Consider the following 25,337-nt stretch of genomic DNA (forward strand, 5'->3'; position numbering starts at 1 on the left):
AAATGTTGCAACCAAAGCGTACGAAGTTCCGCAAGCAGATGACTGGCCACAACCGTGGCTTGGCTCAGCGCGGTAGCAAAGTCAGCTTCGGCGAATATGCGCTGAAGTCTGTAGCTCGTGGTCGTCTCACCGCTCGTCAGATCGAGTCAGCGCGTCGTGCACTGACCCGTCACGTAAAACGTGGCGGCAAGATCTGGATCCGTGTGTTCCCGGACAAGCCTGTCACCAAGAAGCCACTCGAAGTTCGGATGGGTAAAGGTAAGGGTAACGTGGAATATTGGGTTGCCCAGATTCAGCCAGGCAAAGTCCTGTATGAAATCGAGGGTGTTACTGAAGAGCTGGCGCGTGAGGCTTTCGCCCTGGCTGCTGCAAAGCTGCCACTCGCCACCTCCTTTGTTAAACGGACGGTGATGTGATGAAAGCGAATGAACTTCGTGAAAAATCCGCACAGCAGCTGAACGAGCAACTGCTCGGCCTGCTGCGCGACCAGTTCAATCTGCGTATGCAGAAAGCAACTGGCCAGTTGGGGCAGTCTCATCTGCTCTCGCAAGTTAAACGTGACATCGCTCGCGTGAAGACTGTGCTTAACCAGCAGGCAGGTAAGTAATCATGGCTGAAGCCGAAAAAACTGTCCGTACGCTGACTGGCCGTGTTGTCAGCGACAAGATGGACAAGACCATCACCGTTCTGATCGAGCGTCGCGTTAAGCACCCGATCTACGGTAAATACGTTAAGCGTTCGACTAAGCTGCACGCGCACGACGAAACCAATCAGTGCCACATCGGCGACAAAGTCACTATTCGTGAAACTCGTCCGCTGGCCAAGACCAAGTCTTGGGCACTGGTTGATGTTCTCGAACGCGCTGTGGAAGTCTAAGGACTAGGGGTCGGAGAAATTATATGATTCAGACTCAATCCATGCTCGATGTGGCCGATAACAGCGGCGCACGCCGCGTTATGTGCATCAAGGTGCTGGGTGGCTCCCATCGTCGTTACGCTGGTATCGGTGACATCATCAAAGTTACCGTGAAGGAAGCAATTCCTCGCGGTAAAGTGAAAAAAGGCCAGGTGATGACTGCTGTTGTAGTCCGCACTCGCCACGGCGTTCGCCGTGCTGATGGCTCCATTATCCGCTTTGATGGCAACGCTGCTGTTCTGTTGAACAACAAGCAAGAGCCGATCGGCACCCGTATCTTTGGGCCAGTGACCCGTGAACTTCGTACTGAGAAGTTCATGAAGATCGTCTCGCTCGCCCCAGAAGTGCTGTAAGGAGATCCGACATGCAAAAGATTCGTCGTGACGACGAGATCATCGTGATCGCCGGCAAAGACAAAGGTAAGCGCGGTAAGGTGCTTAAGGTTCTCGCCAACAACCGTTTGGTTATTGGTGGTCTGAACCTGGTTAAGCGTCATACCAAGCCTAACCCGATGTCGGGCGTGCAGGGCGGTATCGTCGAAAAGGAAGCTCCACTGGATGCTTCTAACGTCGCCATTTTCAACGGCGAAACCAACAAGGCTGACCGCGTTGGTTTCAAAGTAGAAGACGGCAAGAAAATTCGTGTCTTCAAGTCGACCCAAAAAGCGGTTGATGCTTGAACACTGCTAGGTAGATGAGACCATGGCACGACTAAAAGAGATTTACCGGAAGGAAATCGCACCGAAGCTTAAGGAAGAACTTAAGCTTTCGAACGTGATGGAAGTTCCGCGCGTTACCAAAATCACCCTGAACATGGGTCTGGGCGAAGCGATCGGCGACAAAAAAGTCATCGAGCACGCTGTTGCTGACCTGGAAAAGATCTGTGGCCAGAAAGTCGTTGTGACTTACGCTCGGAAATCCATCGCTGGCTTTAAAGTCCGTGAAGGTTGGCCGATCGGCGTCAAAGTGACCCTGCGCCGTGAGCGTATGTATGAATTCCTGGATCGTCTGCTGTCGATCTCCCTGCCTCGGGTTCGCGACTTCCGCGGCCTGAATGCCAAGTCCTTCGATGGTCGTGGTAACTACAGCATGGGCGTTAAAGAGCAGATCATCTTCCCGGAAATCGACTACGACAAGATCGATGCTCTCCGCGGTCTGGACATTACCCTGACCACCACTGCCAAGAACGATGATGAAGGTCGCGCGCTGCTGCGTGCTTTCAAATTCCCGTTCCGCAACTGATTGGAGTAGGAAAATGGCCAAGATGAGCATGAAAAACCGCGAGCTGAAGCGTCAGCTCACGGTTGCCAAGTACGCCAAAAAGCGTGCAGCACTGAAAGCTATCATCGTTGATCTGAACGCAAGTCCAGAAGCGCGTTGGGAAGCTACAGTAGCTCTGCAGAAGCAGCCACGTGACGCAAGCGCCTCGCGCATGCGTAACCGCTGCCGCCTGACCGGTCGTCCACACGGCGTTTACCGCAAGTTCGGCCTTGGCCGTAACAAACTGCGTGAAGCTGCAATGCGTGGTGACGTACCTGGTCTGGTTAAAGCCAGCTGGTAAGCACTGTCAAAGTCTCGGTGCCCGGGGTCGCAAGATCCTGACCGCCGGTGACCTTGAACTTGAATCAAGCCCCTTTTGGGGCTTGATTCATTTGTGGGGTGTGTCTAGAATACCCGGCTCGCCTGAGCCCGTACTTTTTACGTGCGGAGGTTCTCGGCGAAGGTAGTAGCCGCAAGGCTTATTTTTTTGTATTAGGAGCGTCTAGCCCATGAGTATGCAGGACCCGTTAGCGGACATGCTAACTCGAATCCGTAATGCCCAGATGGCTGAAAAGTCCGTCGTAAGCATGCCATCTTCCACGTTGAAGGTGGCTGTAGCCAAAGTCCTGAAGGACGAAGGTTACATCGCGGGTTATCAGATCAGCAGCGAAATCAAACCACTGCTGTCTATCGAGCTGAAATACTTCGAAGGCCGTCCGGTTATCGAAGAAGTGAAGCGCGTTAGCCGTCCAGGCCTGCGTCAGTACAAGTCCGTCGATGATCTGCCAAAAGTTCGTGGCGGTCTCGGTGTGTCTATCGTCTCCACCAACAAAGGTGTGATGACGGATCGTGCTGCGCGCGCTGCCGGTGTCGGCGGCGAAGTTCTTTGCACTGTGTTCTAAGGGGGGATAAGCATGTCTCGCGTCGCTAAGAACCCCGTTAAGCTGCCAGCCGGTGTCGAAGTAAAATTCGCAGGCCAACAGCTTTCGGTGAAGGGTGCCAAGGGTACTCTTGAACTGAACATCCATTCGTCCGTTGAGATCGTTGAAGAAGCTGGTGAGCTGCGTTTCGCTGCTCGCAATGGCGATCAACAAACTCGCGCAATGGCTGGTACCACTCGTGCGTTGGTTAACAACATGGTCCAAGGCGTAAGCCAAGGCTTCGAGCGCAAGCTCCAGCTGGTCGGTGTTGGTTACAAAGCGCAAGCAAAAGGCACAGTGCTGAACCTGGCTCTTGGCTTCTCGCACCCAGTGGATTATGAACTGCCGGAAGGCATCACCGCTGAGACTCCTAGCCAGACCGATATCCTGATCAAGGGCATCGATAAGCAGCTGGTAGGTCAAGTGGCCGCCGAGATCCGCGACTTCCGTCCACCAGAGCCGTACAAAGGCAAAGGTGTGCGCTACGCGGACGAAGTCGTCCGTCGTAAAGAAGCCAAGAAGAAGTAGGGCATAGCAAATGACCGACAAAAAAGTTACTCGACTGCGTCGCGCTCGCAAAGCACGCCTGAAAATGCACGAACTCGAAGTCGTGCGTCTCTGCGTGTTCCGCTCGTCGCAGCACATCTACGCCCAGGTCATTTCGGCCGACGGCAACAAAGTCCTGGCAAGTGCCTCGACTTTGGATAAAGAACTGCGTGATGGCGCCACTGGCAACATCGACGCGGCCACTAAGGTTGGCCAGCTGGTCGCTACGCGTGCTAAAGCCGCTGGCGTCTCGCAGGTGGCTTTCGACCGCTCTGGCTTCAAGTACCACGGCCGCGTCAAGGCGCTGGCTGATGCTGCTCGTGAAGCTGGGCTGGAGTTCTAAGTTATGTCAAATAACGACCAAAAGCGCGACGAAGGCTACATCGAGAAGCTGGTTCAAGTTAACCGCGTAGCCAAAACCGTTAAAGGCGGCCGTATCTTCACTTTCACCGCGTTGACCGTGGTGGGTGATGGTAAAGGGCGCGTTGGCTTCGGCCGTGGCAAGTCACGTGAAGTGCCTGCTGCGATCCAGAAGGCAATGGAAGCTGCTCGTCGCAACATGATCCAAGTTGATCTGAACGGCACCACGTTGCAGTACGCGATGAAGTCCGCCCATGGCGCTTCGAAGGTGTACATGCAGCCTGCTTCTGAAGGTACCGGTATCATCGCTGGCGGCGCTATGCGTGCTGTCCTCGAAGTTGCTGGCGTTCAGAACGTTCTGGCCAAGTGCTACGGCTCGACTAACCCGGTAAACGTGGTTCACGCCACTTTCAAAGGTTTGAAGGCTATGCAGTCTCCTGAATCCATTGCCGCCAAGCGTGGCAAAAGCGTCAAGGAGATCTTCTGATCATGGCTACCGTTAAAGTAACGCTGATCAAAAGCATGACCGGCCGTATCCCTAACCACAAACTGTGCGTTAAGGGTCTGGGTCTGCGTCGCATCGGTCACACTGTAGAAGTACTTGATACTCCCGAGAATCGCGGGATGATCAACAAGGCTTACTACATGCTGCGTGTCGAGGGTTAATCGATGAAACTCAATGATCTGAGTCCAGCGCCGGGTTCCCGTCGCGAAAAGCATCGTCCGGGCCGTGGTATCGGTAGTGGTTTGGGCAAGACCGGTGGCCGTGGCCACAAAGGTCAGTCCTCCCGCTCCGGTGGCACCATTGCTCCAGGCTTTGAAGGCGGCCAACAGCCGCTGCATCGTCGCCTGCCGAAGTTCGGTTTCGTTTCCCTGAAGGCCATGGATCGCGCAGAAGTGCGTCTGTCCGAGCTGGCTAAAGTGGAAGGCGACATCGTCACTGTGCAGTCCCTGAAAGATGCCAACGTGATCAACGTCAACGTACAGCGTGTGAAAATCATGCTGTCCGGTGAAGTGACTCGCGCTGTCACTATCGGCAAGGGAATCGGCGCCACCAAAGGTGCGCGTGCGGCTATCGAAGCAGCTGGCGGCAAGTTCGAGGAATAAATGGCTAAGCAAGGTGCTCTCTCTGCGCTCGGCAAAGGCGGTATGTCTGAACTCTGGGCTCGTCTGCGTTTTCTGTTCCTGGCGATTATCGTCTACCGAATAGGCGCACACATCCCGGTTCCAGGTATCAACCCGGACCGACTCGCGGACCTGTTTCGACAGAATGAGGGGACCATTCTTAGCTTGTTCAACATGTTTTCCGGCGGCGCGCTGGAACGGATGAGCATCTTTGCACTGGGGATCATGCCGTACATCTCGGCATCGATCATCATGCAACTGATGACCGCCGTCAGCCCGCAGCTGGAGCAGTTGAAGAAGGAAGGTGAAGCTGGCCGTCGCAAGATCAGCCAGTACACCCGCTACGGCACTGTCGTCCTCGCTCTTGTTCAGGCTATCGGCATGTCCGTAGGCCTGGCAGGGCAGGGCGTTGCGTTCACTGGTGACTTTGGCTTCCATTTCGTTGCGGTAACCACGTTTGTGGCGGGCGCAATGTTCATGATGTGGCTGGGTGAGCAGATTACTGAGCGTGGTGTTGGCAACGGTATCTCGATGTTGATTTTCGCGGGTATCGTGGCCGGTCTTCCGAGAGCAATCGGGCAGTCTTTCGAGTCTGCGCGTCAGGGTGATATCAACATCTTCGCCCTGGTTGCCATCGGTTTGCTGGCAGTAGCGATTATCGGTTTCGTGGTGTTCATTGAGCGTGGTCAGCGTCGTATTGCTGTTCACTACGCCAAGCGTCAGCAGGGCCGCAAGGTCTTCGCTGCGCAGACTAGCCACCTGCCGTTGAAGGTGAACATGGCCGGTGTTATCCCGGCTATTTTCGCAAGCAGCATTTTGCTGTTTCCGGCTTCGTTGGGTGCCTGGTTCGGTCAGTCTGAAGGTATGGGCTGGTTGCAGGACATCTCGCAGTCGATCGCTCCTGGTCAGCCGTTGAATATTCTGCTGTTTAGTGCAGGGATTATTTTCTTCTGCTTCTTCTATACGGCGTTGATGTTCAATCCGAAAGACGTAGCGGAAAACCTGAAGAAGTCCGGTGCCTTTATTCCGGGCATCCGTCCAGGTGAGCAGTCTGCGCGCTATATTGATGGCGTTCTGACCCGCTTGACCATGTTCGGTGCTCTCTATATGACGGCCGTGTGCTTGCTGCCCCAGTTCCTGGTGGTTGCGGCAAACGTTCCGTTCTACCTTGGCGGGACCTCGTTGCTGATCGTCGTCGTGGTTGTGATGGACTTCATGTCCCAAGTACAATCGCACCTCGTTTCGCACCAGTACGAATCCCTGATGAAGAAAGCCAACCTGAAGGGTTACGGCAGCGGCATGCTGCGCTGACCCATAAGGTTCGAGGAGTTGGTGATGAAAGTTCGTGCATCGGTGAAAAAGCTGTGCCGTAACTGCAAGATTATTCGCCGCGAAGGTGTTGTTCGAGTAATTTGCAGCGCGGAACCGCGTCACAAACAGCGCCAAGGCTGAGTGTGATTGTGCTTCAAGCCCGGCAGCTAGTGCGCTGCCGGGTTGATTATTTGTTATTACAGCGATATTATCTCGCGCCCTATTTCTTGGCTTCCGGGGCGTAGGTAGCTGTCAATTGGAGTCCCACTGAATGGCCCGTATTGCAGGCGTCAACATTCCAGATAACAAGCATACTGTTATCTCGCTGACCTACATCTATGGTGTTGGTCGCACTACTGCGCAGAAGATCTGTGCAGTGACTGGGGTAAACCCAGCAGCAAAGATCAAGGATCTGAGCGACGAGCAAATTGAACAGCTGCGTGGCGAAGTGGCGAAGTTCACCACTGAAGGTGATCTGCGTCGCGAAATCAACATGAAAATCAAGCGCTTGATGGACCTCGGTTGCTATCGCGGTCTGCGTCATCGTCGTGGTCTGCCAGTACGCGGTCAGCGTACCAAGACCAACGCGCGTACCCGTAAAGGTCCGCGTAAGCCGATCCGCAAGTAATCGCCCCAGCGAATCGACAGGAAAATTATCATGGCAAAACCTGCTGCTCGTCCTCGTAAAAAAGTTAAAAAGACAGTGGTTGATGGCATCGCCCACATCCATGCATCTTTTAACAACACCATCGTGACCATCACCGACCGTCAAGGTAACGCGCTTTCTTGGGCTACCTCCGGTGGTTCGGGTTTCCGCGGTTCCCGCAAGTCCACCCCGTTCGCTGCTCAAGTAGCTGCTGAACGTGCTGGTCAAGCTGCGCTGGAATATGGCCTGAAAAACCTCGACGTTAACGTCAAGGGTCCAGGTCCAGGTCGTGAGTCCGCTGTCCGTGCTTTGAACGGCTGTGGCTATAAGATCGCCAGCATCACCGACGTGACGCCAATCCCGCACAACGGGTGCCGTCCGCCGAAGAAGCGCCGCGTGTAATCCAGGAGATTGTAAAGAATGGCTCGTTACATTGGTCCAAAATGCAAACTCGCTCGTCGCGAAGGCACCGATCTCTTCCTGAAGAGCGGCGTGCGCGCGATCGAATCGAAGTGCAACATTGAAGCAGCACCTGGTATCCACGGCCAACGCCGCGGTCGCCAGTCCGACTACGGCACCCAACTGCGTGAAAAGCAGAAGGTCCGTCGTATCTACGGCGTTCTCGAGCGTCAGTTCAGCGGCTACTACAAAGAAGCTGCTGGCAAGAAAGGTGCAACCGGTGAAAACCTGCTGCAACTGCTCGAATGCCGTCTGGACAACGTTGTATACCGTATGGGCTTTGGTTCGACTCGTGCCGAATCCCGTCAGCTGGTATCGCACAAATCCGTCAGCGTTAACGGCCAGACCGTAAACGTGCCGTCGTACCAGGTTCGTGCTGGTGACGTGGTCGCGATTCGCGAGAAAGCAAAGAACCAACTTCGCATTGTCCAAGCTCTCGATCTGTGTGCCCAACGTGGCCGCGTAGAATGGGTAGAAGTAGACACTGAGAAGAAGTCGGGCGTTTTCAAGAACGTTCCAGCTCGCAGTGATCTGTCCGCCGACATCAACGAAAGCCTGATTGTCGAGCTCTACTCCAAGTAAGGGCTAGAAAATAGGTGCATCCATGCAGATTTCGGTAAATGAGTTCCTGACACCCCGCCATATTGATGTGCAGGTTGTCAGTCCAACCCGCGCCAAGATCACTCTCGAGCCTCTCGAGCGTGGTTTTGGCCACACCCTGGGCAACGCGCTGCGCCGCATCCTGTTGTCCTCAATGCCCGGCTGTGCAGTAGTCGAGGCCGAGATTGACGGTGTGCTCCACGAGTACAGCGCCATCGAAGGTGTACAGGAAGACGTCATTGAAATCCTGTTGAACCTTAAAGGTCTGGCTATCAAGCTGCACGGCCGTGACGAAGTTACGCTGACCTTGTCGAAGAAGGGTTCGGGGGTGGTTACCGCTGCCGATATTCAGCTGGATCATGATGTCGAGATCGTTAATCCCGATCACGTAATCGCTAACCTGGCGTCTAACGGCGCCCTGAACATGAAGCTCGTAGTAGCTCGTGGTCGTGGTTATGAACCGGCCGACTCGCGTCAGAGCGATGAAGACGAAAGCCGCAGCATTGGTCGCTTGCAGCTTGACTCTTCGTTCAGCCCGGTTCGCCGTATCGCATACGTGGTGGAAAACGCCCGTGTCGAGCAGCGTACTAACCTGGACAAGCTGGTTATTGATCTGGAAACCAACGGTACTCTGGATCCTGAAGAGGCTATCCGCCGCGCTGCAACCATCCTGCAACAGCAGTTGGCTGCGTTCGTCGACCTCAAGGGTGACAGTGAGCCAGTGGTAATCGAGCAAGAAGACGAGATCGATCCGATCCTGCTTCGCCCGGTTGACGATCTGGAACTGACTGTACGTTCGGCTAACTGCCTTAAGGCGGAAAACATTTACTACATCGGCGACCTGATTCAGCGTACCGAAGTAGAACTGTTGAAGACTCCGAACCTGGGCAAGAAATCCTTGACTGAAATCAAGGACGTTCTGGCCTCCCGCGGTCTGTCCCTCGGCATGCGCCTCGACAACTGGCCGCCTGCAAGTCTTAAGAAGGACGACAAGGCGACTGCCTGATCGTCGTAATCACCGAACGTGAGTTTGGTAAGGAATGAACCATGCGTCATCGTAAAAGTGGTCGTCACCTGAGCCGTACCAGCTCGCACCGCAAGGCCATGTTCCAAAACATGGCGGTGTCGCTGTTCGAGCACGAGCTGATCAAAACTACACTGCCGAAAGCCAAAGAACTGCGTCGCGTTGCTGAGCCGCTGATCACTTTGGCCAAGACAGACAGCCTGGCTAACCGCCGTCTGGCTTTCGACCGTACTCGTTCGAAAGCTATCGTTGGTAAGCTCTTCAACGACCTGGGCAAGCGTTACGCTACCCGTGAGGGTGGCTACCTGCGCATCCTCAAGTGCGGTTTCCGCGCTGGTGACAACGCGCCTATGGCGTACGTTGAGCTGATCGATCGTCCAGTTGGTGGTGAAGCTGTATCCGCTGAGTAAGACGTCAGATACGAAAAACCGGGCCTAGTGCCCGGTTTTTTGTGCGCGCTCGAAAAAGCGTCGGATGCCGAGGGTGCAATCCCCTGCTATCCATAAGGTATGACCATTAGTTAATTTCTATTGATGCTGATCAATTAATGAATTTGATGGTGTCATGTTCATGGTCAATACTCCTTTTCAGCCGATTAGCCGGCAGTTTCCAGGACTGAAGAGGAAGATTGAGCATGAGCCAGAACAAAACGCTGACTACCGCTAGCGGCGCCCCCGTCGCCGATAACCAGAATTCCCGTTCCGCTGGCCCTCGTGGCCCGCTGCTGCTCGACGATTTCCACCTGATCGAGAAGCTTGCCCACTTCAACCGTGAAAACATCCCGGAGCGCCGTGTACACGCCAAGGGCTCGGGTGCTTACGGTACGTTCACCGTAACGCGCGACATTACCCAGTACACCAGCGCCAAGCTGTTCGAATCAGTGGGTAAACAAACCCCTACGTTCCTGCGGTTCTCGACTGTCGGTGGCGAGCGCGGCTCGGCAGACACCGAACGCGATCCACGTGGTTTTGCGCTCAAGTTCTATACCGAGGAAGGCAACTGGGACATCGTGGGCAATAACACGCCAGTGTTCTTCATTCGCGACCCGTTGAAGTTCCCGGATTTCATCCACACCCAGAAACGCCTGCCGCAGAGCAACCTGAAAAGTGCACAGATGATGTGGGACTTCTGGTCGCACTCGCCTGAGGCGCTGCACCAGGTCACCATCCTGTTCTCTGATCGGGGTATCCCTGACGGCTACCGTCACATGCACGGCTTCGGCAGCCACACCTACAGCCTGATCAGCGCCCAGGGCGAGCGTCACTGGGTCAAGTGGCACTACAAGACCAAGCAGGGCATCAAGAACCTGGCGCCGGCCGAGGCGGCACGTCTGGCCGGTACGGATCCGGATTACGCTCAGCGTGATCTGTTTGGTGCGATCGAGCGCGGTGACTTCCCGAAATGGCGGGTATGCATCCAGATCATGACCGAGGCCCAAGCCGCGGCGCATTACGAAAATCCGTTCGACGTGACCAAGACCTGGTCGCAGAAGGAGTTCCCGCTGATTGAAGTGGGTGAACTGGAGCTCAACCGTAATCCGCAGAACTACTTCGCTGAAGTCGAGCAGGCAGCCTTTGGTCCAAGCAACATGGTGCCAGGGGTGGGGCTGTCGCCGGACCGCATGCTGCAAGGTCGGGTTTTTGCCTACGCGGATGCCCACCGCTACCGCGTCGGTACCAATCACCAGCAGTTGCCGGTGAATGCGCCTCGCAGCCCGGTCAACAGCTACCAGCGCGACGGCTCGATGGCGTTTGGCAGTAACGGTGGTGCGACACCTAACTATGAGCCCAACAGCTACGTGGAAGCGCCCAAGCAGGCCCCTCGTTTTGCCGAGCCGGCATTGGCATTGAGTGGCGCGGCTGATCGCTACGATCACCGTGAAGACACCGACTACTACAGCCATGCCGGTGCGTTGTTCCGGTTGATGAGCGATGAGCAGAAAGTCCTGCTGATCAGCAACATTGCCGGTGCCATGGCGGGTGTTTCCGGTGACGTGGTCGATCGCCAGCTGCAGCATTTCTTCAAGGCTGACCAGGCCTATGGCGAAGGCATCGCGAAGGCGTTGGGCGTACAGCTTAACTAAGTCTAAACGATAAGCAGAACCGCCCTCATTTGGGCGGTTTTTGCGTTATTTAAACTGATTTTCTCAGAATATCTTCGCTTTTATCGCGCGATTCGAGTGACCAAACGGTCGCCTTGGTTCAAACTACAGGCTTTCAAGCAGGGAGATGTAGGGCAATGCAAGGTCACCCGGACGTAATCGATTACCTCAACACATTGCTCACGGGCGAACTGGCAGCGCGTGATCAGTATTTCATCCATTCGCGGATGTATGAGGACTGGGGCTTTACCGAGCTCTACGAGCGCATCAATCACGAAATGGAAGAAGAGACTCAGCACGCCGATGCACTGATGCGCCGGATCCTGATGCTCGAAGGCACGCCACGCATGCGTCCGGACGACCTGGACATCGGGACTACAGTACCTGACATGTTCGCCGCCGACCTGCGCCTGGAGTACAAGGTGCGTGCTGCGCTCTGCAAGGGCATCGAACTCTGCGAGCGGCACAAGGATTACATCAGTCGCGACATGCTGCGCATTCAGTTGGCCGATACCGAAGAAGATCACACCTACTGGCTGGAAAAACAGCTGGGACTGATCAAGCTGATCGGTCTGGAGAACTACCTGCAATCGCAGTTCTAACGCGCCTGCAGAACGCACAAAAAAGCCCCTGGCACTGAATAAGTGCCAGGGGCTTTCTCATGGGGCAGTGTTAAGCCCGATCGCGTTCCAGCAGGGGCTTGAGGTAGTACCCGGTATGGGACTGCTTCATCTCGGCCACTTCTTCAGGCGTGCCCACGGCAATGATCTGGCCGCCCTTGGAACCGCCTTCCGGACCCAGGTCCACCAGCCAGTCGGCGGTCTTGATCACATCCAGATTGTGTTCGATCACCACCACGGTATTACCGTGGTCGCGCAGGCGATGCAGGACGTCGAGCAGTTGCTGGATGTCCGCGAAGTGCAGGCCGGTGGTCGGCTCATCGAGGATGTACAGGGTCTTGCCGGTGTCGCGTTTGGACAGCTCGCGGGACAGCTTCACCCGTTGTGCCTCACCTCCCGACAGCGTTGTCGCCGATTGCCCCAGCTTGATGTACGACAGGCCCACATCCATCAACGTCTGGAGCTTGCGCGCCAGGGCTGGAACCGCATCGAAGAACACCCGCGCCTCTTCAATGGTCATCTCCAGGGTTTCGTGGATGCTCTTGCCCTTGTACTTGATCTCCAGGGTTTCACGGTTATAGCGCTTGCTCTTGCAGACGTCGCACGGGACATAGATGTCCGGCAGGAAGTGCATCTCGACCTTGATCAGGCCATCGCCCTGGCACGCTTCGCAGCGTCCCCCCTTCACGTTGAACGAGAAGCGCCCCGGGCCATAGCCCCGGGAACGGGATTCCGGTACGCCGGCAAACAGTTCGCGAATCGGCGTGAACAGCCCGGTGTAGGTGGCGGGGTTGGAGCGTGGCGTACGACCGATCGGGCTTTGGTCGATGTCGACCACCTTGTCCAGGTGTTCCAGGCCCTTGATGCCGTCGTGAGCGGCGGCTTCCAGGGTGGTCGCGCCATTCAGTGCCGTGGCGCTGAGGGGGAACAGGGTGTTGTTGATCAGCGTCGACTTGCCGGAGCCGGATACGCCGGTCACGCAGGTCAGCAGGCCAATCGGGATATCCAGGTCGACATTGCGCAGGTTGTTGCCTCGGGCGCCCTTGAGCGACAGCGAGAGCTTCTTGTTGCGCGGCGTGCGCTTGGCCGGCACTTCGATCTTCACCCGGCCGGACAGGTACTTGCCCGTCAGCGAGTCCGGGTGGGCCATGACTTCGGCGGGTGTGCCTTCGGCGACGATATGCCCGCCATGCACACCCGCGCCCGGGCCGATGTCCACCACATAGTCGGCCAGGCGAATGGCGTCTTCGTCGTGCTCGACCACGATCACGGTGTTGCCGATGTCGCGCAGATGCTTGAGGGTCCCCAGCAAGCGGTCGTTGTCCCGTTGGTGCAGGCCAATCGACGGCTCGTCGAGGATGTACAGCACGCCCACCAGCCCGGCGCCGATCTGGCTGGCCAGGCGAATGCGTTGTGCTTCACCGCCTGACAGGGTGTCGGCGCTGCGGTCCAGCGACAGGTAGTCGAGGCCGACGTTGACCAGGAACTGCAAGCGCTCGCGGATTTCCTTGAGGATCTTGTCGGCGATTTCGCCGCGGCGACCGGGCAGGCTCAGCGTGCCGAAGTAGTCGCACGCATCACCGATCGGTAGGTTGGTCACGGCCGGCAGCGTTTTCTCGCCCACCCACACGTGCCGCGCTTCGCGACGCAAGCGGGTGCCACGGCAGTCCGGGCACGGCTGGGTGCTGAGGAACTTGGCCAGCTCCTCGCGTACCGAGGCGGATTCGGTTTCGCGGTAGCGACGGTCCAGGTTCGGCACGATGCCTTCGAACGGGTGTGAGCGTTTGACGATGTCGCCACGGTCGTTCAGGTACTTGAAATCGACGTTCTGCGTACCGCTGCCATGCAGGATGACTTTTTGCTGGTCCGCCGGCAGCTGGCCGAACGGCACTTCCAGGCTGAAGCCGTAATGCGAGGCCAGGGAGCCGAGCATCTGGAAGTAATAGACGTTTCGCCTGTCCCAGCCGCGTATCGCGCCTTCGGCCAGGGTCAGTTCGCTGTTGACCAGGCGCTTGATGTCGAAGAACTGCTTGACCCCCAGGCCGTCACAGGTCGGGCAGGCGCCGGCCGGGTTGTTGAAGGAGAACAGCTTGGGCTCCAGCTCACTGATGGCGTGGCCGCAGATCGGGCAGGCGAAGCGGGCGGAGAAGATCATCTCCTCGCCTGGCTCGTCGTCCATCGGAGCGACCAGGGCAATACCATCGGCCAGTTTCAACGCCGTTTCGAACGATTCGGCCAAGCGCTGTTGCAGGTCGTCGCGAACCTTGAAGCGGTCGACCACGACGTCGATCGTGTGCTTTTTCTGTTTATCCAGCTTCGGCAGTTCGTCCAGCTCGCAGAGCCTGCCGTTGACCCGGGCCCGGACAAAACCCTGGGCGCGCAGTTCTTCGAAGACCGACAGGTGTTCGCCTTTGCGCTCGCGGATCACCGGGGCCAGCAGCATCAGCTTGCTGCCTTCGGGTTGGGCCAGGACCAGGTCGACCATCTGGCTGACGGTCTGGGCTTCCAGTGGAATGTCGTGATCCGGGCAGCGCGGAATACCGGCGCGGGCGTAAAGCAGGCGCAGATAGTCGTAGATTTCGGTGATGGTGCCGACGGTGGAGCGCGGGTTGTGCGAGGTCGATTTCTGTTCGATGGAAATCGCGGGCGACAGGCCTTCGATGGTGTCGACGTCAGGCTTTTCCATCATCGACAGGAACTGTCGGGCGTAGGCCGACAGTGACTCGACATAGCGTCGCTGACCCTCGGCGTACAGCGTGTCGAATGCCAGGGAAGACTTGCCGGACCCGGACAAGCCGGTGATGACGATCAGCTTGTCCCGTGGCAGGGTCAGGTCGATGTTCTTCAGGTTGTGGGTTCGAGCCCCACGAATCAGGATCTTGTCCAAGATGGCCTCGCTTGGCGGGCGTCGAAAACCCAAGAGTATACGGCCAAATACTGGATGGATGCACACTGTCAAATGAGCGCGGCGCAGCCTTACATGAAGAGTCTGTCATCCGTGCGCGTCAAAGCGTCACCCTATACCCCGTCAACCGATGGGACTGGTAGAATCGCCGCCGGTTCACATGAGGTAATTCCATGCACGATCCCCACAGCGAACGCATGAGTGGTAGCGAGACCCGCGCAGCAAGCGGTCTGGCCCTGGTGTTCGCGTTCCGTATGCTTGGCATGTTCATGGTGTTGCCGGTACTGGCGACCTATGGCATGGACCTGGCAGGCGCGACCCCGGCCCTGATCGGCCTGGCGATTGGTGCCTATGGCCTGACACAGGCACTGTTCCAGATTCCGTTCGGGGTGATTTCCGACCGTATCGGTCGGCGCCCGGTGATTTACCTGGGGCTGATCGTCTTCGCCCTGGGCAGTGTGCTGGCTGCCAATGCCGATTCGATCTGGGGCGTGATCGCCGGACGCATCCTGCAAGGTGCCGGGGCGATCTCCGCCGCGGTCATGGCCTTGCTGTCCGACCTGACTCGCGAACAACACCGCACCAAGGCCATGGCCATGATCGGCATGACCATCGGCCTGTCGTTTGCCGTGGCCATGGTGGTCGGCCCGTTGCTGACCCGCGCATTCGGGCTGTCCGGCCTGTTCCTGGCGACGGGCGGCATGGCGCTGATCGGCATCCTGATCGTGATGTTCATGGTGCCGCGCTCCACCGGCCCGTTGCAGCACCGCGAATCCGGCGTGGCCCGCCAGGCCCTGATGCCGACGCTCAAGCATCCGGACCTGCTGCGCCTGGACCTGGGCATTTTTGTATTGCACGCGATGTTGATGTCGAGCTTCGTCGCCTTGCCGCTGGCGCTGGTCGAGAAGGCCGGGCTGCCCAAGGAGCAGCACTGGTGGGTGTACCTGACCGCGCTGCTGATTTCCTTCTTCGCCATGATCCCGTTCATTATCTACGGCGAGAAGAAACGCAAAATGAAACGAGTTTTGCTCGGTGCCGTCGCGACGCTGATGCTCACTGAGCTATTCTTCTGGCAGTTCGGCGACAGCTTGCGGGCTCTGGTGATCGGGACGGTGGTGTTCTTTACCGCGTTCAATCTGCTGGAGGCTTCGTTGCCGTCGCTGATCAGCAAGGTTTCACCGGCAGGCGGCAAGGGCACGGCGATGGGGGTTTACTCCACCAGCCAGTTCCTCGGTTCGGCACTCGGCGGGATCATGGGTGGCTGGATGTTCCAGCATGGCGGTCTGTCGGTTGTGTTCCTCGGATGCGCAGGTCTGGCTGCCCTCTGGCTGGCCTTTGCTGTTACCATGCGTGAACCTCCCTATGTGACGAGCCTGCGCTTGCCGTTATCGCCTGAAGCGGTCCGCGAAGCCGGTCTGGTCGAGCGCCTTTTGGCCGTTGTAGGGGTAACAGATGCCGTTGTTGTCGCCGATGAAGCGGCGATCTACATCAAATTGGACACCGAACTATTGGATCGCACCACCCTCGAGCGCCTGGTCAACAACCCGGCGCCGACAGCGTGCGAAGCCTAGGAGAACGTTATGGCCCGTGGGGTTAACAAAGTCATATTGGTCGGTACTTGCGGCCAGGATCCCGAAGTTCGCTACTTGCCTAACGGTAACGCCGTGACCAACCTGAGTCTGGCGACCAGCGAACAGTGGACCGACAAGCAAACCGGTCAGAAAGTCGAAAAGACCGAATGGCACCGTGTGTCGATGTTCGGCAAGGTTGCAGAGATCGCCGGCGAATACCTGCGTAAAGGTTCGCAGGTCTACATCGAAGGCAAGCTGCAGACCCGCGAGTGGGAAAAAGACGGTATCAAGCGTTACACCACCGAAATCGTGGTCGACATGCAAGGCACCATGCAGCTGCTGGGCGGCCGTCCACAGGGCGACCAACAAGGCCAGGGCGGCGGTAACAACTACCAGCAATCCGCTCCGCGCCAGCAGGCTCCGCGTCCTGCACCGCAACAACAGCCGCAGCGTGAGTCGCGCCCAGCGCCACAGCAACAGGCCGCACCGCAGCCGGCTGCGGATTTCGACAGCTTTGATGACGATATTCCATTCTAGAGAATACCTGAGAGCAATCTGTAAGGTTTCTACCGGAAAGCCCCTATCCAGGGGCTTTTTATGGCTTCGAAGTAAGACAGACTTTCAGTTTTAATGGATTGCGCAGAATAGTTTCTTTTTTGTGTGGGAGATTTCTGAATCTGTTTGTTCGGCATTTTTTTGCTGTTGCCATTGCTTAGTATTCACTTTTTCAATGGAAGTGGATCATGCAAGCAGGCACTGAAGAAAAGACAAAGGACCGAATAGAGTTGAAGTCGTCTGCCGAGGACTGTCATGTCGTCGGCTTTTCCAATAAGTATGCCGCTTACCTCGAGGGAGCAGATGGAGACGCTGTCTACAATGGTCGGCTGCTGATGGGAATCGGCCTTGTCATAGGTGCTGTAGGTGTTGCCACGCTGATTTTTGGTCCATCTACCATCACCTACGACAGACTGTCAGGTCCGACCTTTTTTCAGTACATCCAGCTGTACCCGGGCCCCATAACAACAGTCGGTTGCGTATGTGTTGCATGGGCTCGCAATCTGCTTTCAAAGGGACTCATGAGTCGCGAGTCTTACTTGCAAGCCCACTATCTTGTTATAGGGGCGGATGGCCGCGACGTCAGTAGTGAGATTCAAGTTCGCCACTTGAGTGATGACAGGTTTCATGTATCTGTGGATCCATCGCTCGTTTAATCAAATGCCACTTTAAACAAGCCACGCTTCGGTACCCCAAACATGGCTTGTTTGCGTTTACTTGTCGCTGAAAGCTGGTCGCCTACCCCTGCGCGAAGCGCAACATATCGGCATTCACCTGCTCTTTATGAGTATCCGTCAGTCCATGGGGCGCCCCCGGATAGACGATCAGTTCGGCATGCTCGATCAATCGCTTGCTCTCCAGCCCCGCCGCCTGGATCGGCACGATCTGGTCATCGTCGCCATGGATGATCAGGGTCGGTAGATCAAACTTCTTCAAATCCTCGCGAAAGTCGGTTTCCGAAAACGCCTTGATACTGTCGAGGGTGTTTTTGTGACCGCCCATCATGCCTTGCATCCAGAACGAATCGATCAGCCCTTGGGATGATGTCGCGCCTGGGCGGTTGAAGCCGAAGAACGGGCCGCCGGCAATGTCCTTGTACAGCTGCGAGCGGTCAGCGATGGAGCCGGCGCGGATGCCATCGAAGACTTCGATCGGCAGGCCCTTGGGGTTGGTTTCGGTCTTGAGCATCAAGGGCGGTACAGCGGAAATCAGCCCGGCCTTGGCCAGGCGCCGGGTGCCGTGGCGGCCAATGTAACGCGCGACTTCACCGCCGCCGGTGGAGAAGCCGAAGAGGATCACGTTGTTCAGGTCCAGGTGTTCGATCAACTCTGCGAGGTCGTCGGCGTAGTGATCCATGTCGTTGCCATCCCACGGCTGGCTCGAGCGCCCGTGACCGCGGCGATCATGGGCGATGGTGCGAAAGCCGTTGTTGGCAAAGTGCAGCATCTGCGATTCCCAGCTGTCGGCGCTCAGCGGCCAACCGTGGCTGAACACCACCGGTTGCCCGTGGCCCCAGTCCTTGTAATACAGGGTGTTGCCTTCGCGAGTGGTGAGAGTCGCCATGTCTTTCGTCTCCAATGAATGCTCAGGTGGGTGAGGCTCAGTGGTTGGCAGCCAGAAACGTTTCGGTGGACACCACATCGGCGTAGGCAAAGCCCAGGGCCGACATGAACGCGGCATGGACCTGGGCGGCCGGCACAACCAGGCCGTTGAACTCCAGGTCGCGGGTCGCACAGGCGTCGTGGATGACCGTCACGGTGTAGCCAAGATCGGCCGCGGCTCGAGTGATGCCATCGACGCACATGTGACTCATGCTGCCGACGATCACCAGGCGCTCGATGCCTTGCTGGTCGAGGATTGACTGTAGTTCGGTTTCGCGGAACGAGTTGACGAAGTGCTTGAGCACCACCGGTTCGTCATGGCGGTCGAGGACTTTGGGGTGCAGCTTCGCGCCTTCGGAGCCCGGGGTGAAAAACGGTGCCGCGTCGGCGGTGAATTCGTGGCGGATGTGCACCACCTGATCACCGGCCTCGCGAAAGGCCTGGACCAGTTTCGCCGCATTGTCGGCGGCCGCGTCTGCACCGACCAGCGGCCATTTGCCTTGGGGGAAGTAGTCATTCTGGATATCGACTAGGATGAGTGCTTGCTTGGCCATGGGTGTTTCCTCGAACGCGTGGGTGTGGCACGAAGTATCGGGTTTGGCAGGCGTTTCGAGGATTGGCCGCACCGACAATAGCAGGGGGAAAACTGACAATGGGCATGGCTCGCGCAGTCGCCGAATTGGGCGTGCTGATCTATCCCGGGGCACAGCTGGCCGCGGTACACGGCTTGACCGATCTGTTCGGCGTTGCCAACCGCATTGCCACCGAGCATCGGAGCGCGCAGTTGCCGCTGTTGCGGATCAGCCATTGGCAGGTGGACGCCGACCAGGCCCCCAGACGCACCTACGACAGTCATCCCGGTCCCGAAGGGGCGCTGGTGGCGCTGTTGATCCCGCCATCGATTGGCGGCTTTTCCGAAGGCCAGGCATCGCCCGCGCTGATCGAATGGATACGTCGGCAACATGCTGCTGGCGCGACCTTGGGCGGCGTGTGCGTAGGCTCGATCCTGCTGGCCGAAAGCGGTCTGCTTGACGGTCGCAGCGCCACCACCCACTGGACCTCGGCCAAACCGTTCGCCGCGCGTTACCCGAAGATCAAGCTCCATGCCCATAAGCCCATTGTCGACGATGGCGACCTGATCACTACCGCCGGTCTGATGGCGTGGTCCGAGCTGGGGTTGCGGCTGGTCGACCGCTTGCTGGGGCCGAGCATCGCCACCGGCACCGCGCGTTTCCTGGTGGTCGAGCACAGCGACAGCGCCAGTCAGTGCGGCAGCAACTTTGCGCCGATTCTGAGCCATGGCGACGCGGCGATTCTCAAGGTTCAGCACTGGTTGCAAGGCAATGGCGCGGTGGAGGTTTCAGTGAGCGTGATGGCGCAACAGGCCGGGCTTGAGGAGCGGACGTTCCTGCGGCGCTTTCGTGCGGCGACGGGTTTGAAACCCACCGAGTACTGCCAGCACCTGAGAGTCGGCAAGGCCCGGGAGATGCTCGAGTTCAGCAACGGCACCATTGATCACATTGCCTGGAGCGTGGGCTATGCGGATCCGGGGGCGTTTCGCGCCACGTTCAAGAAAATCACCGGGTTGGCGCCCAGCGATTACCGCGCACGGTTCGGTGTGAGCCCTTCGCCAGTAGTGTCGCGATAGCGGGGGCGAGCTGATCGTGCGACCTGCCGGAGTGCCGGTCGTCGTCGTGCAGAATAAAACGCAGCCGCAGCCACTACTGTTGTAACAGCGGGTGGAGGTTGCCCGTGTCGGGCTGTCGGCGGGGTTGGCCTGGTCCCAGCACCGCTTCAGCGACATTCATCGAATGCAGATGGCAGGGGGACGCATGACCCCGACAAATCGCAAAAAGCTGGTGGTTGCCCACTCGACCCGAGCCGAGGCGCCGCTTCACGAAGTCGAGACCAACCGTGCGCTGGCCCAATGGCTGGCGCAGATTCTCGGCTGGCCGTACGGTGGCAGCTTTGACCCGGACCTGCATGGCGGACACGACCTCTACCTGCTGCCCAGCCAGACCCTGGTGGGCGCTGCCGAGGCCCGGCAACTGGGGGTCAAGGGACCGGAAGATCTGTGGGGTGGCTACGTTGACCATGCTTTCATCTGCACCAAGGCCATTGTTCACGGTTTATTGAACCGGGATGCGCTGGCGCCTGAAGGCTGGGTCGCACTGTTCCCCGAGCGGGTGCGCAAGGTGGTGCTCGAGGGCATCAGCGTGTTTTCGCTGGCGGATGCGCGGCTGGCGGCCGAGCAGTTGCTCGAGCACGGTCCGATCCGCCTGAAGCCGATTCATGCCTGCGCCGGACGTGGCCAGGAGGTGATCCGCAGTCTCGACTTTTTCAGAAGGATCCTCACCCGTCCCGATACCGACGCGTTGTTCGCCGCCGGCGTGGTGCTGGAACAGGAGCTGAAAAACGTCGTGACCCACAGCGTCGGCCAGAGCTTCATCGGCGACAGGGTCCTGAGCTATTGCGGCCAGCAGCACCTGACCGAGGACGGGCAGGGCGAGAAGGTCTATGGCGGTTCGGACTTGCTGGTGGTGCAGGGCTACTACGACGACCTGCTCAAATTGCCGCTGGCCGATGACATACGCCTGGCAATCGAGCAGGCCCAGGTGTTCGACAGCGCGGCGGACGAGTCCTACCCCGGGTTCTATGCCTCGCGCCGCAACTACGATATTGCCCAGGGGCTGGATGCCAATGGCCAGAAGCGTAGCGGTGTCCTCGAGCAGTCCTGGCGCGTGGGCGGTGCCAGCAGCGCGGAGGTGGCGGCCTTGCAGAGCTTCGTCAACCACCCGGCGGTGGGCGCGGTCTGCGTGTCGGCGGTGGAAACCTACAGTGACCGCCCCTTGCCCGCAGGCGCCATCGAGGTCTATCGCGGCCCGGCAGCAAACAGTGAATGCCTGCTCAAGTACGTAACGGTCAAACCCTATGACGGCCAAAAGCGAAACCATTGACATCGAGGTCGACGGCGAATGCATGAGCGCGACCTTCCTCACCCCCAAGTCCAGGGTGCCCGGCGTGTTGTTCGTGCATGGCTGGGGCGGTAGCCAGGAACGGGACCTGGAGCGGGCCAAGGGTATCGCCGGCCTTGGCTGCGTGTGCCTGACCTTCGACCTGCGCGGGCACACCGGTGGCACGGGTATTCCCCTGTCCCGTGTCACCCGTGAAGACAACCTCAGGGATTTGCTGGCGGCCTATGACCGCTTGCTCGCACACCCGGCCATCGATACCTCGGCGGTGGCGGTGGTGGGGACCAGTTATGGCGGCTACCTGGCGGCCATCCTCAGCACGTTGCGGCCGGTACGCTGGCTGGCGTTGCGAGTCCCGGCGCTGTACCGCGACGAGCGGTGGGACGCCCCCAAGCGCGACCTCGATAAACAGGATCTGCTGGATTACCGCAGCCGACTGGTGCCCGCCGACAGCAATCGTGCGTTGCATGCCTGCTCGCAATTTACCGGCGATGTGCTGCTGGTGGAGTCGCAAAGCGATGAGCATGTGCCTCACGCGACGTTGATGAGTTATCGCGCGGCGTTTCAGCACACCCACTCCATGACTCACCGGATCATCGATGGCGCCGATCACGCCCTGAGCGAGCCGGTGGCGCAACAAGCCTATACGTCGATCCTGGTTGGCTGGATCACTGAAATGGTGGTGGGTGAGCGCCTGAGCATCATTCAGTCGAGCTGAAGGCTGCACTGTTGGCAGCCAGGAGGCGATCAGGCTCAATCAGGTCTTTTCTCGATGCGCAGCGCCTTGGCCCGGGCTTCGATCAGCAAGTACATGGCCACGGTGATCAGCAGCGGCAGGAGGAAATAGATCGCCCGATAGGCAATCAGCCCGGCAATCAGGCTGCCGCGCGAGGCCTGGTGTTGCAGCAGCGCGACGAACACCGCCTCAAGCACGCCGAGCCCGGCAGGAATGTGGGTGATGACCCCGGCGATGGCGCTGATCAGCAAGACCCCGAGTACCAGCGGGTAATCGAGCTTGCCGGGCAACAGGGTGAAGATTACTGCCGCCATCAACGACCAGTTCAGCGCACCCAATGCCAGTTGCAGTAATGCCATGCGCGCAGAGGGCAGGTTGATTTCCACACCGCGAACCACCCACCCGCGACGCCCGGAAAACCGGCAAGCTGCCAGATACCCCGTACTCACCAACAGCAACAGGACTCCTACGCCTTGCAGCGCGGCGCTGCTGAGTGTCCAGCCCGGCGGCATGCGCACCAGGCCGCTGCTGAAGATCGCACCGGCCACGACCATGTAGCCAAGCCAGTTGGTGGTCAGGCTCAGCCCCAGGATCCTGGCGATATTGCCCTTGCTCACGCCCAACCGCGAATACAAGCGATAGCGCATGGCGATGCCCCCGACCCAGGCGCTGAGGTTGAGGTTGAAGGCGTAGCTGATGACGCCCACGGGCAGGACTTGCCGCCAGCTCAGGCGTTGGTGCGTGTAGGTGCGGCCGATCAGGTCGTAGCAGGCGTAGGTCAGGAAGCTCAGCACAGTGAACATCGAGGCGATGATCAGCGTGCGCACTTTGAACGCGGCCAGGGTGTCGAACACTTCGTTCCAGTCGATGCGTTGGGCGAGCAGTGTGAACAGCACGATCAGCAGTAAAAAGAACAGCGCGGTGAGGGGCTTCTTCACGCGATGCCAGCGCGAGTGCCACTGTCCGGCATGGGACTCAAGGCGGTTCATGGGGCTCACCGGCATGTCGGGTGGGCGCTGTGAATGGCTGCAGGCGGGCTTTGTGCGCCGGTAGCCAGCCGGCCCAGGCAGGAAAATGGCGCAGGCAGTGAAAGACCAGGAAGCCGATGGTCATGCGCCACAGCAGCCCTCGGGGTGACGGGTTGACGGGCATGACGGTGCAATGCTCGTGGCTCAGTTGATCCAGGCGCTCGAACAGTTCGCGATTGAACGCCCGGTCGCGAATCAGCACGTTGGCTTCAAGGTTCAGCGACAGGCTCAAGGGGTCGAGGTTGCTGGAGCCGACGGTGCTCCAGTCTTCGTCCACCAGGGCCACTTTGCCGTGCAGCGGGCGGTCGCAGTATTCGTAGATCACCACCCCGGATTTTTGCAGGTAATCATAGGTCAGGCGCGCCGCGAGCTTGGCCACCCGCATGTCTGGCTGGCCTTGCAGGATCAGGCGCACCTCGACGCCACGGCGGGCGGCGTTGCGAATCTCGCGCAGCAGGTGGTAGCCCGGAAAGAAGTAGGCGTTGGCGATCAGCACACGGCGCTGGGCACTGCGCAGCGCCTGCAAGTACACGTCCTCGATGTCGCGCGGGTGGTCGCGGTTATCGCGGTAAACCAATCGCACCTGACCGCCGTGATCGTTGAGCGCCAGCTCCATACGCTGGCGCTTGCGCCGCCGCCAGCCATAGCGGGCCCTGGCACGGCGCCCGTTCTGCACCAGCACAAAGTGATGGATATCCACCACCGCCGGGCCTTCGATCAGGACGGCGTAATCCTGCTTGGCTTCGGGGCCGAAGTCGGCCAAGTGATCGGCACTGAAGTTGATCCCACCGATAAACGCGATGGCGCCGTCCACCACCACGATCTTGCGGTGCAGGCGGCGGAACCAATTGGTGCGAATGCCCAGGCGTCGTGGCGCAGGGTCGAACAGTTGCAATTGAACCCCGGCATCGCACATCGCCAGCAGGAATTCACTGGCCACTTCACCGCAGCCAAAGCCGTCCAGGCTGACGGTGACCCGCACGCCCCGCTGCGCGGCCTCGATCAGGATCTGCTGCAATTCGTTGCCGACCTTGTCCTCGAACAGGATGAAGGTCTCCAGCAGGATTTCGTTGGTGGCCTGACGCAACGCCTCGAACACCTTGGGGAAATAGGCCTCGCCGTTCTCCAGCAACTCGACACGGTTATTGCCGTGCCAGCCATAGTCGAGGTCGCTCAGCGCGCGGTCGCTGTTGGCCGGGCCCGGTGTCTCGGTGGTGGGCCTGAGGCCTGTTTTTTCCAGGGGCGCGCTGCTCATGGCTCGATCTCCACCGACAACGGGACGTGATCGGAAAGGTGTGACCACGGGCGCGCGGCCAGCACCTGCGGGCGGTGGGCCTTGAGGTTGCGCACATAGATGCGGTCCAGGCGCAGCATTGGCAGCCGTGCGGGAAAGCTACGTGCCGGTTTGCCGTGGTGTTCGGCAAACACTTCGCGCAGTCCCCAAGGTGTGAGCAGGGTGTCGGCGCGCTGGCGCCAATCGTTGAAGTCGCCGGCGACAATCACTTTCGCCTCCGCCGGCAAGCCGTCCAGACGCTGGATCAGCAGTGCGAGCTGTTGAGTCCGATGGCTTTCACGCAGGCCCAGGTGCACACAGATGGCATGCACGTACTGGCTGTCGGGCAGGCACAGCACGCAATGCAGCAGGCCTCGGCCCTCGTGGCCACTGATGGAGATGTCGAGGTTGTCATGGCCAATGATCTGGAATTTCGACAGCAGGGCGTTGCCGTGGTCACCCTCTGGATACACCGCGTTACGCCCGTAGGCAAACTGCGGCCACAGGCTGTCGGCCAGGAACTCGTACTGGGGCATGCTCGGCCAGCGGCTGTAGCGCCGGGAGTGGGGCTCGTGGGTGCCATGGACCTCCTGCAAAAACACCACGTCGGCGGACACGCTGTGCACCGCGTCGCGCAGTTCAGGCAGGATGAAGCGCCGGTTCAGCGCGGCGAAGCCCTTGTGGGTATTGACCGTCAACACGGTGAAGCGGCGCACGCTGGCGGGGCGTTCGATCAGTCCGTCCGGTTGACACGCGTGCTCACCGTTGCCACTGTCAAACGCCGCCATGTGTCCTCCCGCCGAATAGCCT

34 protein-coding genes are annotated in these 25,337 nt (G+C 58.7%); 28 read left to right on the forward strand and 6 right to left on the reverse strand.

All coding sequences use genetic code 11. The features are described 5' to 3' along the window. Positions 1-2 precede the first annotated feature (2 nt). The 22 genes from rplP (at position 3) to bfr (ending at position 11,868) form a co-directional block, all read left to right on the forward strand. Positions 3-416 carry a 50S ribosomal protein L16 gene (rplP, locus tag CKW25_RS15750; RefSeq protein ID WP_095080428.1) on the forward strand — a complete coding sequence of 138 codons (414 nt, stop codon included), beginning with the start codon at positions 3-5 and terminating at the stop codon, positions 414-416. Further along, on the forward strand, positions 416-607 hold the full coding sequence (rpmC, locus tag CKW25_RS15755; protein ID WP_002555481.1) for a 50S ribosomal protein L29: 192 nt from the start codon (positions 416-418) through the stop codon (positions 605-607). The genes rplP and rpmC overlap by 1 nt, the downstream gene beginning before the upstream one ends. A gap of 2 nt (positions 608-609) precedes the next feature. Then, positions 610-876, forward strand: coding sequence for a 30S ribosomal protein S17 (gene rpsQ / locus CKW25_RS15760; protein WP_003176419.1), 267 nt, complete (start codon positions 610-612; stop codon positions 874-876). A gap of 23 nt (positions 877-899) precedes the next feature. Next, on the forward strand, positions 900-1,268 hold the full coding sequence (gene rplN / locus CKW25_RS15765; protein ID WP_002555479.1) for a 50S ribosomal protein L14: 369 nt from the start codon (positions 900-902) through the stop codon (positions 1,266-1,268). Positions 1,269-1,279: 11 nt separating this feature from the next. Next, on the forward strand, positions 1,280-1,594 hold the full coding sequence (rplX, locus tag CKW25_RS15770; protein WP_003176416.1) for a 50S ribosomal protein L24: 315 nt from the start codon (positions 1,280-1,282) through the stop codon (positions 1,592-1,594). Positions 1,595-1,616: 22 nt separating this feature from the next. Next, positions 1,617-2,156, forward strand: a complete 540-nt coding sequence (gene rplE / locus CKW25_RS15775) for a 50S ribosomal protein L5 (RefSeq protein WP_095080430.1) — start codon at positions 1,617-1,619, stop codon at positions 2,154-2,156. 13 nt (positions 2,157-2,169) lie between these two features. Further along, positions 2,170-2,475: a 30S ribosomal protein S14 gene (gene rpsN / locus CKW25_RS15780; protein WP_003176414.1), complete on the forward strand. Its 306-nt coding sequence runs from the start codon at positions 2,170-2,172 to the stop codon at positions 2,473-2,475. Between the two features lie 208 nt (positions 2,476-2,683). After that, positions 2,684-3,076: a 30S ribosomal protein S8 gene (gene rpsH, locus CKW25_RS15785; protein WP_003186040.1), complete on the forward strand. Its 393-nt coding sequence runs from the start codon at positions 2,684-2,686 to the stop codon at positions 3,074-3,076. A 12-nt stretch (positions 3,077-3,088) separates the two neighbouring features. Further along, on the forward strand, positions 3,089-3,622 hold the full coding sequence (rplF, locus tag CKW25_RS15790) for a 50S ribosomal protein L6 (RefSeq protein WP_003176412.1): 534 nt from the start codon (positions 3,089-3,091) through the stop codon (positions 3,620-3,622). A 10-nt stretch (positions 3,623-3,632) separates the two neighbouring features. Continuing rightward, positions 3,633-3,983: a 50S ribosomal protein L18 gene (gene rplR, locus CKW25_RS15795; RefSeq protein WP_003186037.1), complete on the forward strand. Its 351-nt coding sequence runs from the start codon at positions 3,633-3,635 to the stop codon at positions 3,981-3,983. A 3-nt stretch (positions 3,984-3,986) separates the two neighbouring features. Beyond that, positions 3,987-4,487 carry a 30S ribosomal protein S5 gene (gene rpsE, locus CKW25_RS15800; protein ID WP_003186035.1) on the forward strand — a complete coding sequence of 167 codons (501 nt, stop codon included), beginning with the start codon at positions 3,987-3,989 and terminating at the stop codon, positions 4,485-4,487. Between the two features lie 2 nt (positions 4,488-4,489). Continuing rightward, positions 4,490-4,666 (forward strand): 50S ribosomal protein L30, encoded by a 177-nt coding sequence (rpmD, locus tag CKW25_RS15805; RefSeq protein WP_003186033.1) that lies wholly within the window; start codon positions 4,490-4,492, stop codon positions 4,664-4,666. A 3-nt stretch (positions 4,667-4,669) separates the two neighbouring features. Then, the gene (gene rplO / locus CKW25_RS15810; protein ID WP_007896782.1) at positions 4,670-5,107 is read left to right on the forward strand and encodes a 50S ribosomal protein L15; all 438 of its coding nucleotides are present in this window, start codon (positions 4,670-4,672) and stop codon (positions 5,105-5,107) included. After that, complete coding sequence (secY, locus tag CKW25_RS15815; RefSeq protein WP_095080431.1) at positions 5,108-6,436, forward strand: preprotein translocase subunit SecY; 1,329 nt, start codon at positions 5,108-5,110, stop codon at positions 6,434-6,436. A gap of 24 nt (positions 6,437-6,460) precedes the next feature. Next, positions 6,461-6,577, forward strand: a complete 117-nt coding sequence (rpmJ, locus tag CKW25_RS15820; protein WP_002555468.1) for a 50S ribosomal protein L36 — start codon at positions 6,461-6,463, stop codon at positions 6,575-6,577. Positions 6,578-6,707: 130 nt separating this feature from the next. Further along, complete coding sequence (gene rpsM, locus CKW25_RS15825; RefSeq protein WP_003186020.1) at positions 6,708-7,064, forward strand: 30S ribosomal protein S13; 357 nt, start codon at positions 6,708-6,710, stop codon at positions 7,062-7,064. 30 nt (positions 7,065-7,094) lie between these two features. Further along, positions 7,095-7,484 carry a 30S ribosomal protein S11 gene (gene rpsK, locus CKW25_RS15830; protein ID WP_002555466.1) on the forward strand — a complete coding sequence of 130 codons (390 nt, stop codon included), beginning with the start codon at positions 7,095-7,097 and terminating at the stop codon, positions 7,482-7,484. Positions 7,485-7,502: 18 nt separating this feature from the next. Beyond that, on the forward strand, positions 7,503-8,123 hold the full coding sequence (gene rpsD / locus CKW25_RS15835; RefSeq protein WP_003210056.1) for a 30S ribosomal protein S4: 621 nt from the start codon (positions 7,503-7,505) through the stop codon (positions 8,121-8,123). A gap of 22 nt (positions 8,124-8,145) precedes the next feature. Further along, a complete protein-coding gene (gene rpoA / locus CKW25_RS15840; protein WP_007924176.1) occupies positions 8,146-9,147 on the forward strand; it encodes a DNA-directed RNA polymerase subunit alpha in 1,002 nt (333 codons plus the stop codon). 41 nt (positions 9,148-9,188) lie between these two features. Continuing rightward, positions 9,189-9,575: a 50S ribosomal protein L17 gene (gene rplQ, locus CKW25_RS15845; protein ID WP_003210053.1), complete on the forward strand. Its 387-nt coding sequence runs from the start codon at positions 9,189-9,191 to the stop codon at positions 9,573-9,575. Between the two features lie 224 nt (positions 9,576-9,799). Beyond that, complete coding sequence (locus tag CKW25_RS15850) at positions 9,800-11,248, forward strand: catalase (protein ID WP_095080433.1); 1,449 nt, start codon at positions 9,800-9,802, stop codon at positions 11,246-11,248. 155 nt (positions 11,249-11,403) lie between these two features. Next, positions 11,404-11,868 (forward strand): bacterioferritin, encoded by a 465-nt coding sequence (bfr, locus tag CKW25_RS15855; protein WP_095080434.1) that lies wholly within the window; start codon positions 11,404-11,406, stop codon positions 11,866-11,868. A 70-nt stretch (positions 11,869-11,938) separates the two neighbouring features. On the opposite strand, the gene uvrA is transcribed toward bfr, so the two are convergent. Further along, the gene (gene uvrA / locus CKW25_RS15860) at positions 11,939-14,773 is read right to left on the reverse strand and encodes an excinuclease ABC subunit UvrA (RefSeq protein WP_095080436.1); all 2,835 of its coding nucleotides are present in this window, start codon (positions 14,771-14,773) and stop codon (positions 11,939-11,941) included. Positions 14,774-14,964: 191 nt separating this feature from the next. Here uvrA and CKW25_RS15865 point away from each other — a divergent pair, with 191 nt between their 5' ends. The 3 genes from CKW25_RS15865 (at position 14,965) to CKW25_RS15875 (ending at position 17,573) form a co-directional block, all read left to right on the forward strand. Continuing rightward, positions 14,965-16,362, forward strand: a complete 1,398-nt coding sequence (locus CKW25_RS15865) for an MFS transporter (protein WP_095080437.1) — start codon at positions 14,965-14,967, stop codon at positions 16,360-16,362. 9 nt (positions 16,363-16,371) lie between these two features. Further along, positions 16,372-16,899, forward strand: a complete 528-nt coding sequence (locus CKW25_RS15870) for a single-stranded DNA-binding protein (RefSeq protein ID WP_095080439.1) — start codon at positions 16,372-16,374, stop codon at positions 16,897-16,899. A gap of 206 nt (positions 16,900-17,105) precedes the next feature. Next, positions 17,106-17,573, forward strand: a complete 468-nt coding sequence (locus CKW25_RS15875; protein ID WP_095080441.1) for a hypothetical protein — start codon at positions 17,106-17,108, stop codon at positions 17,571-17,573. Positions 17,574-17,655: 82 nt separating this feature from the next. Here CKW25_RS15875 and CKW25_RS15880 read toward each other — a convergent pair whose 3' ends face one another. Together CKW25_RS15880 and CKW25_RS15885 are read right to left on the reverse strand one after the other, a co-directional pair. Further along, positions 17,656-18,480: an alpha/beta fold hydrolase gene (locus tag CKW25_RS15880; protein WP_095080442.1), complete on the reverse strand. Its 825-nt coding sequence runs from the start codon at positions 18,478-18,480 to the stop codon at positions 17,656-17,658. 37 nt (positions 18,481-18,517) lie between these two features. Next, the gene (locus CKW25_RS15885) at positions 18,518-19,072 is read right to left on the reverse strand and encodes a cysteine hydrolase family protein (RefSeq protein WP_095080444.1); all 555 of its coding nucleotides are present in this window, start codon (positions 19,070-19,072) and stop codon (positions 18,518-18,520) included. A gap of 98 nt (positions 19,073-19,170) precedes the next feature. On the opposite strand from CKW25_RS15885, the gene CKW25_RS15890 reads away from it, so the two are divergent. The 3 genes from CKW25_RS15890 (at position 19,171) to CKW25_RS15900 (ending at position 22,208) form a co-directional block, all read left to right on the forward strand. After that, the gene (locus CKW25_RS15890) at positions 19,171-20,166 is read left to right on the forward strand and encodes a GlxA family transcriptional regulator (protein ID WP_095080446.1); all 996 of its coding nucleotides are present in this window, start codon (positions 19,171-19,173) and stop codon (positions 20,164-20,166) included. Positions 20,167-20,350: 184 nt separating this feature from the next. Beyond that, on the forward strand, positions 20,351-21,475 hold the full coding sequence (locus tag CKW25_RS15895; RefSeq protein ID WP_095080448.1) for a DUF3182 family protein: 1,125 nt from the start codon (positions 20,351-20,353) through the stop codon (positions 21,473-21,475). Continuing rightward, complete coding sequence (locus tag CKW25_RS15900) at positions 21,450-22,208, forward strand: S9 family peptidase (RefSeq protein ID WP_095080454.1); 759 nt, start codon at positions 21,450-21,452, stop codon at positions 22,206-22,208. The genes CKW25_RS15895 and CKW25_RS15900 overlap by 26 nt, the downstream gene beginning before the upstream one ends. Before the next feature lie 35 nt (positions 22,209-22,243). Here the strand turns inward: CKW25_RS15900 and CKW25_RS15905 are convergent, their stop codons facing one another. Genes CKW25_RS15905 through CKW25_RS15915 form a run of 3 tightly spaced genes read right to left on the reverse strand, consistent with a single transcriptional unit; the run spans position 22,244 to position 25,315 of the window. Beyond that, complete coding sequence (locus CKW25_RS15905; RefSeq protein WP_095080459.1) at positions 22,244-23,215, reverse strand: lysylphosphatidylglycerol synthase domain-containing protein; 972 nt, start codon at positions 23,213-23,215, stop codon at positions 22,244-22,246. Beyond that, complete coding sequence (gene clsB, locus CKW25_RS15910; RefSeq protein WP_095080465.1) at positions 23,202-24,509, reverse strand: cardiolipin synthase ClsB; 1,308 nt, start codon at positions 24,507-24,509, stop codon at positions 23,202-23,204. The genes CKW25_RS15905 and clsB overlap by 14 nt, the downstream gene beginning before the upstream one ends. Beyond that, complete coding sequence (locus CKW25_RS15915) at positions 24,506-25,315, reverse strand: endonuclease/exonuclease/phosphatase family protein (protein ID WP_095080474.1); 810 nt, start codon at positions 25,313-25,315, stop codon at positions 24,506-24,508. The genes clsB and CKW25_RS15915 overlap by 4 nt, the downstream gene beginning before the upstream one ends. Positions 25,316-25,337: the final 22 nt, after the last annotated feature.

This window comes from Pseudomonas sp. Irchel s3h17, from assembly GCF_900187505.1.
Taxonomy (GTDB): Bacteria; Pseudomonadota; Gammaproteobacteria; order Pseudomonadales; family Pseudomonadaceae; genus Aquipseudomonas.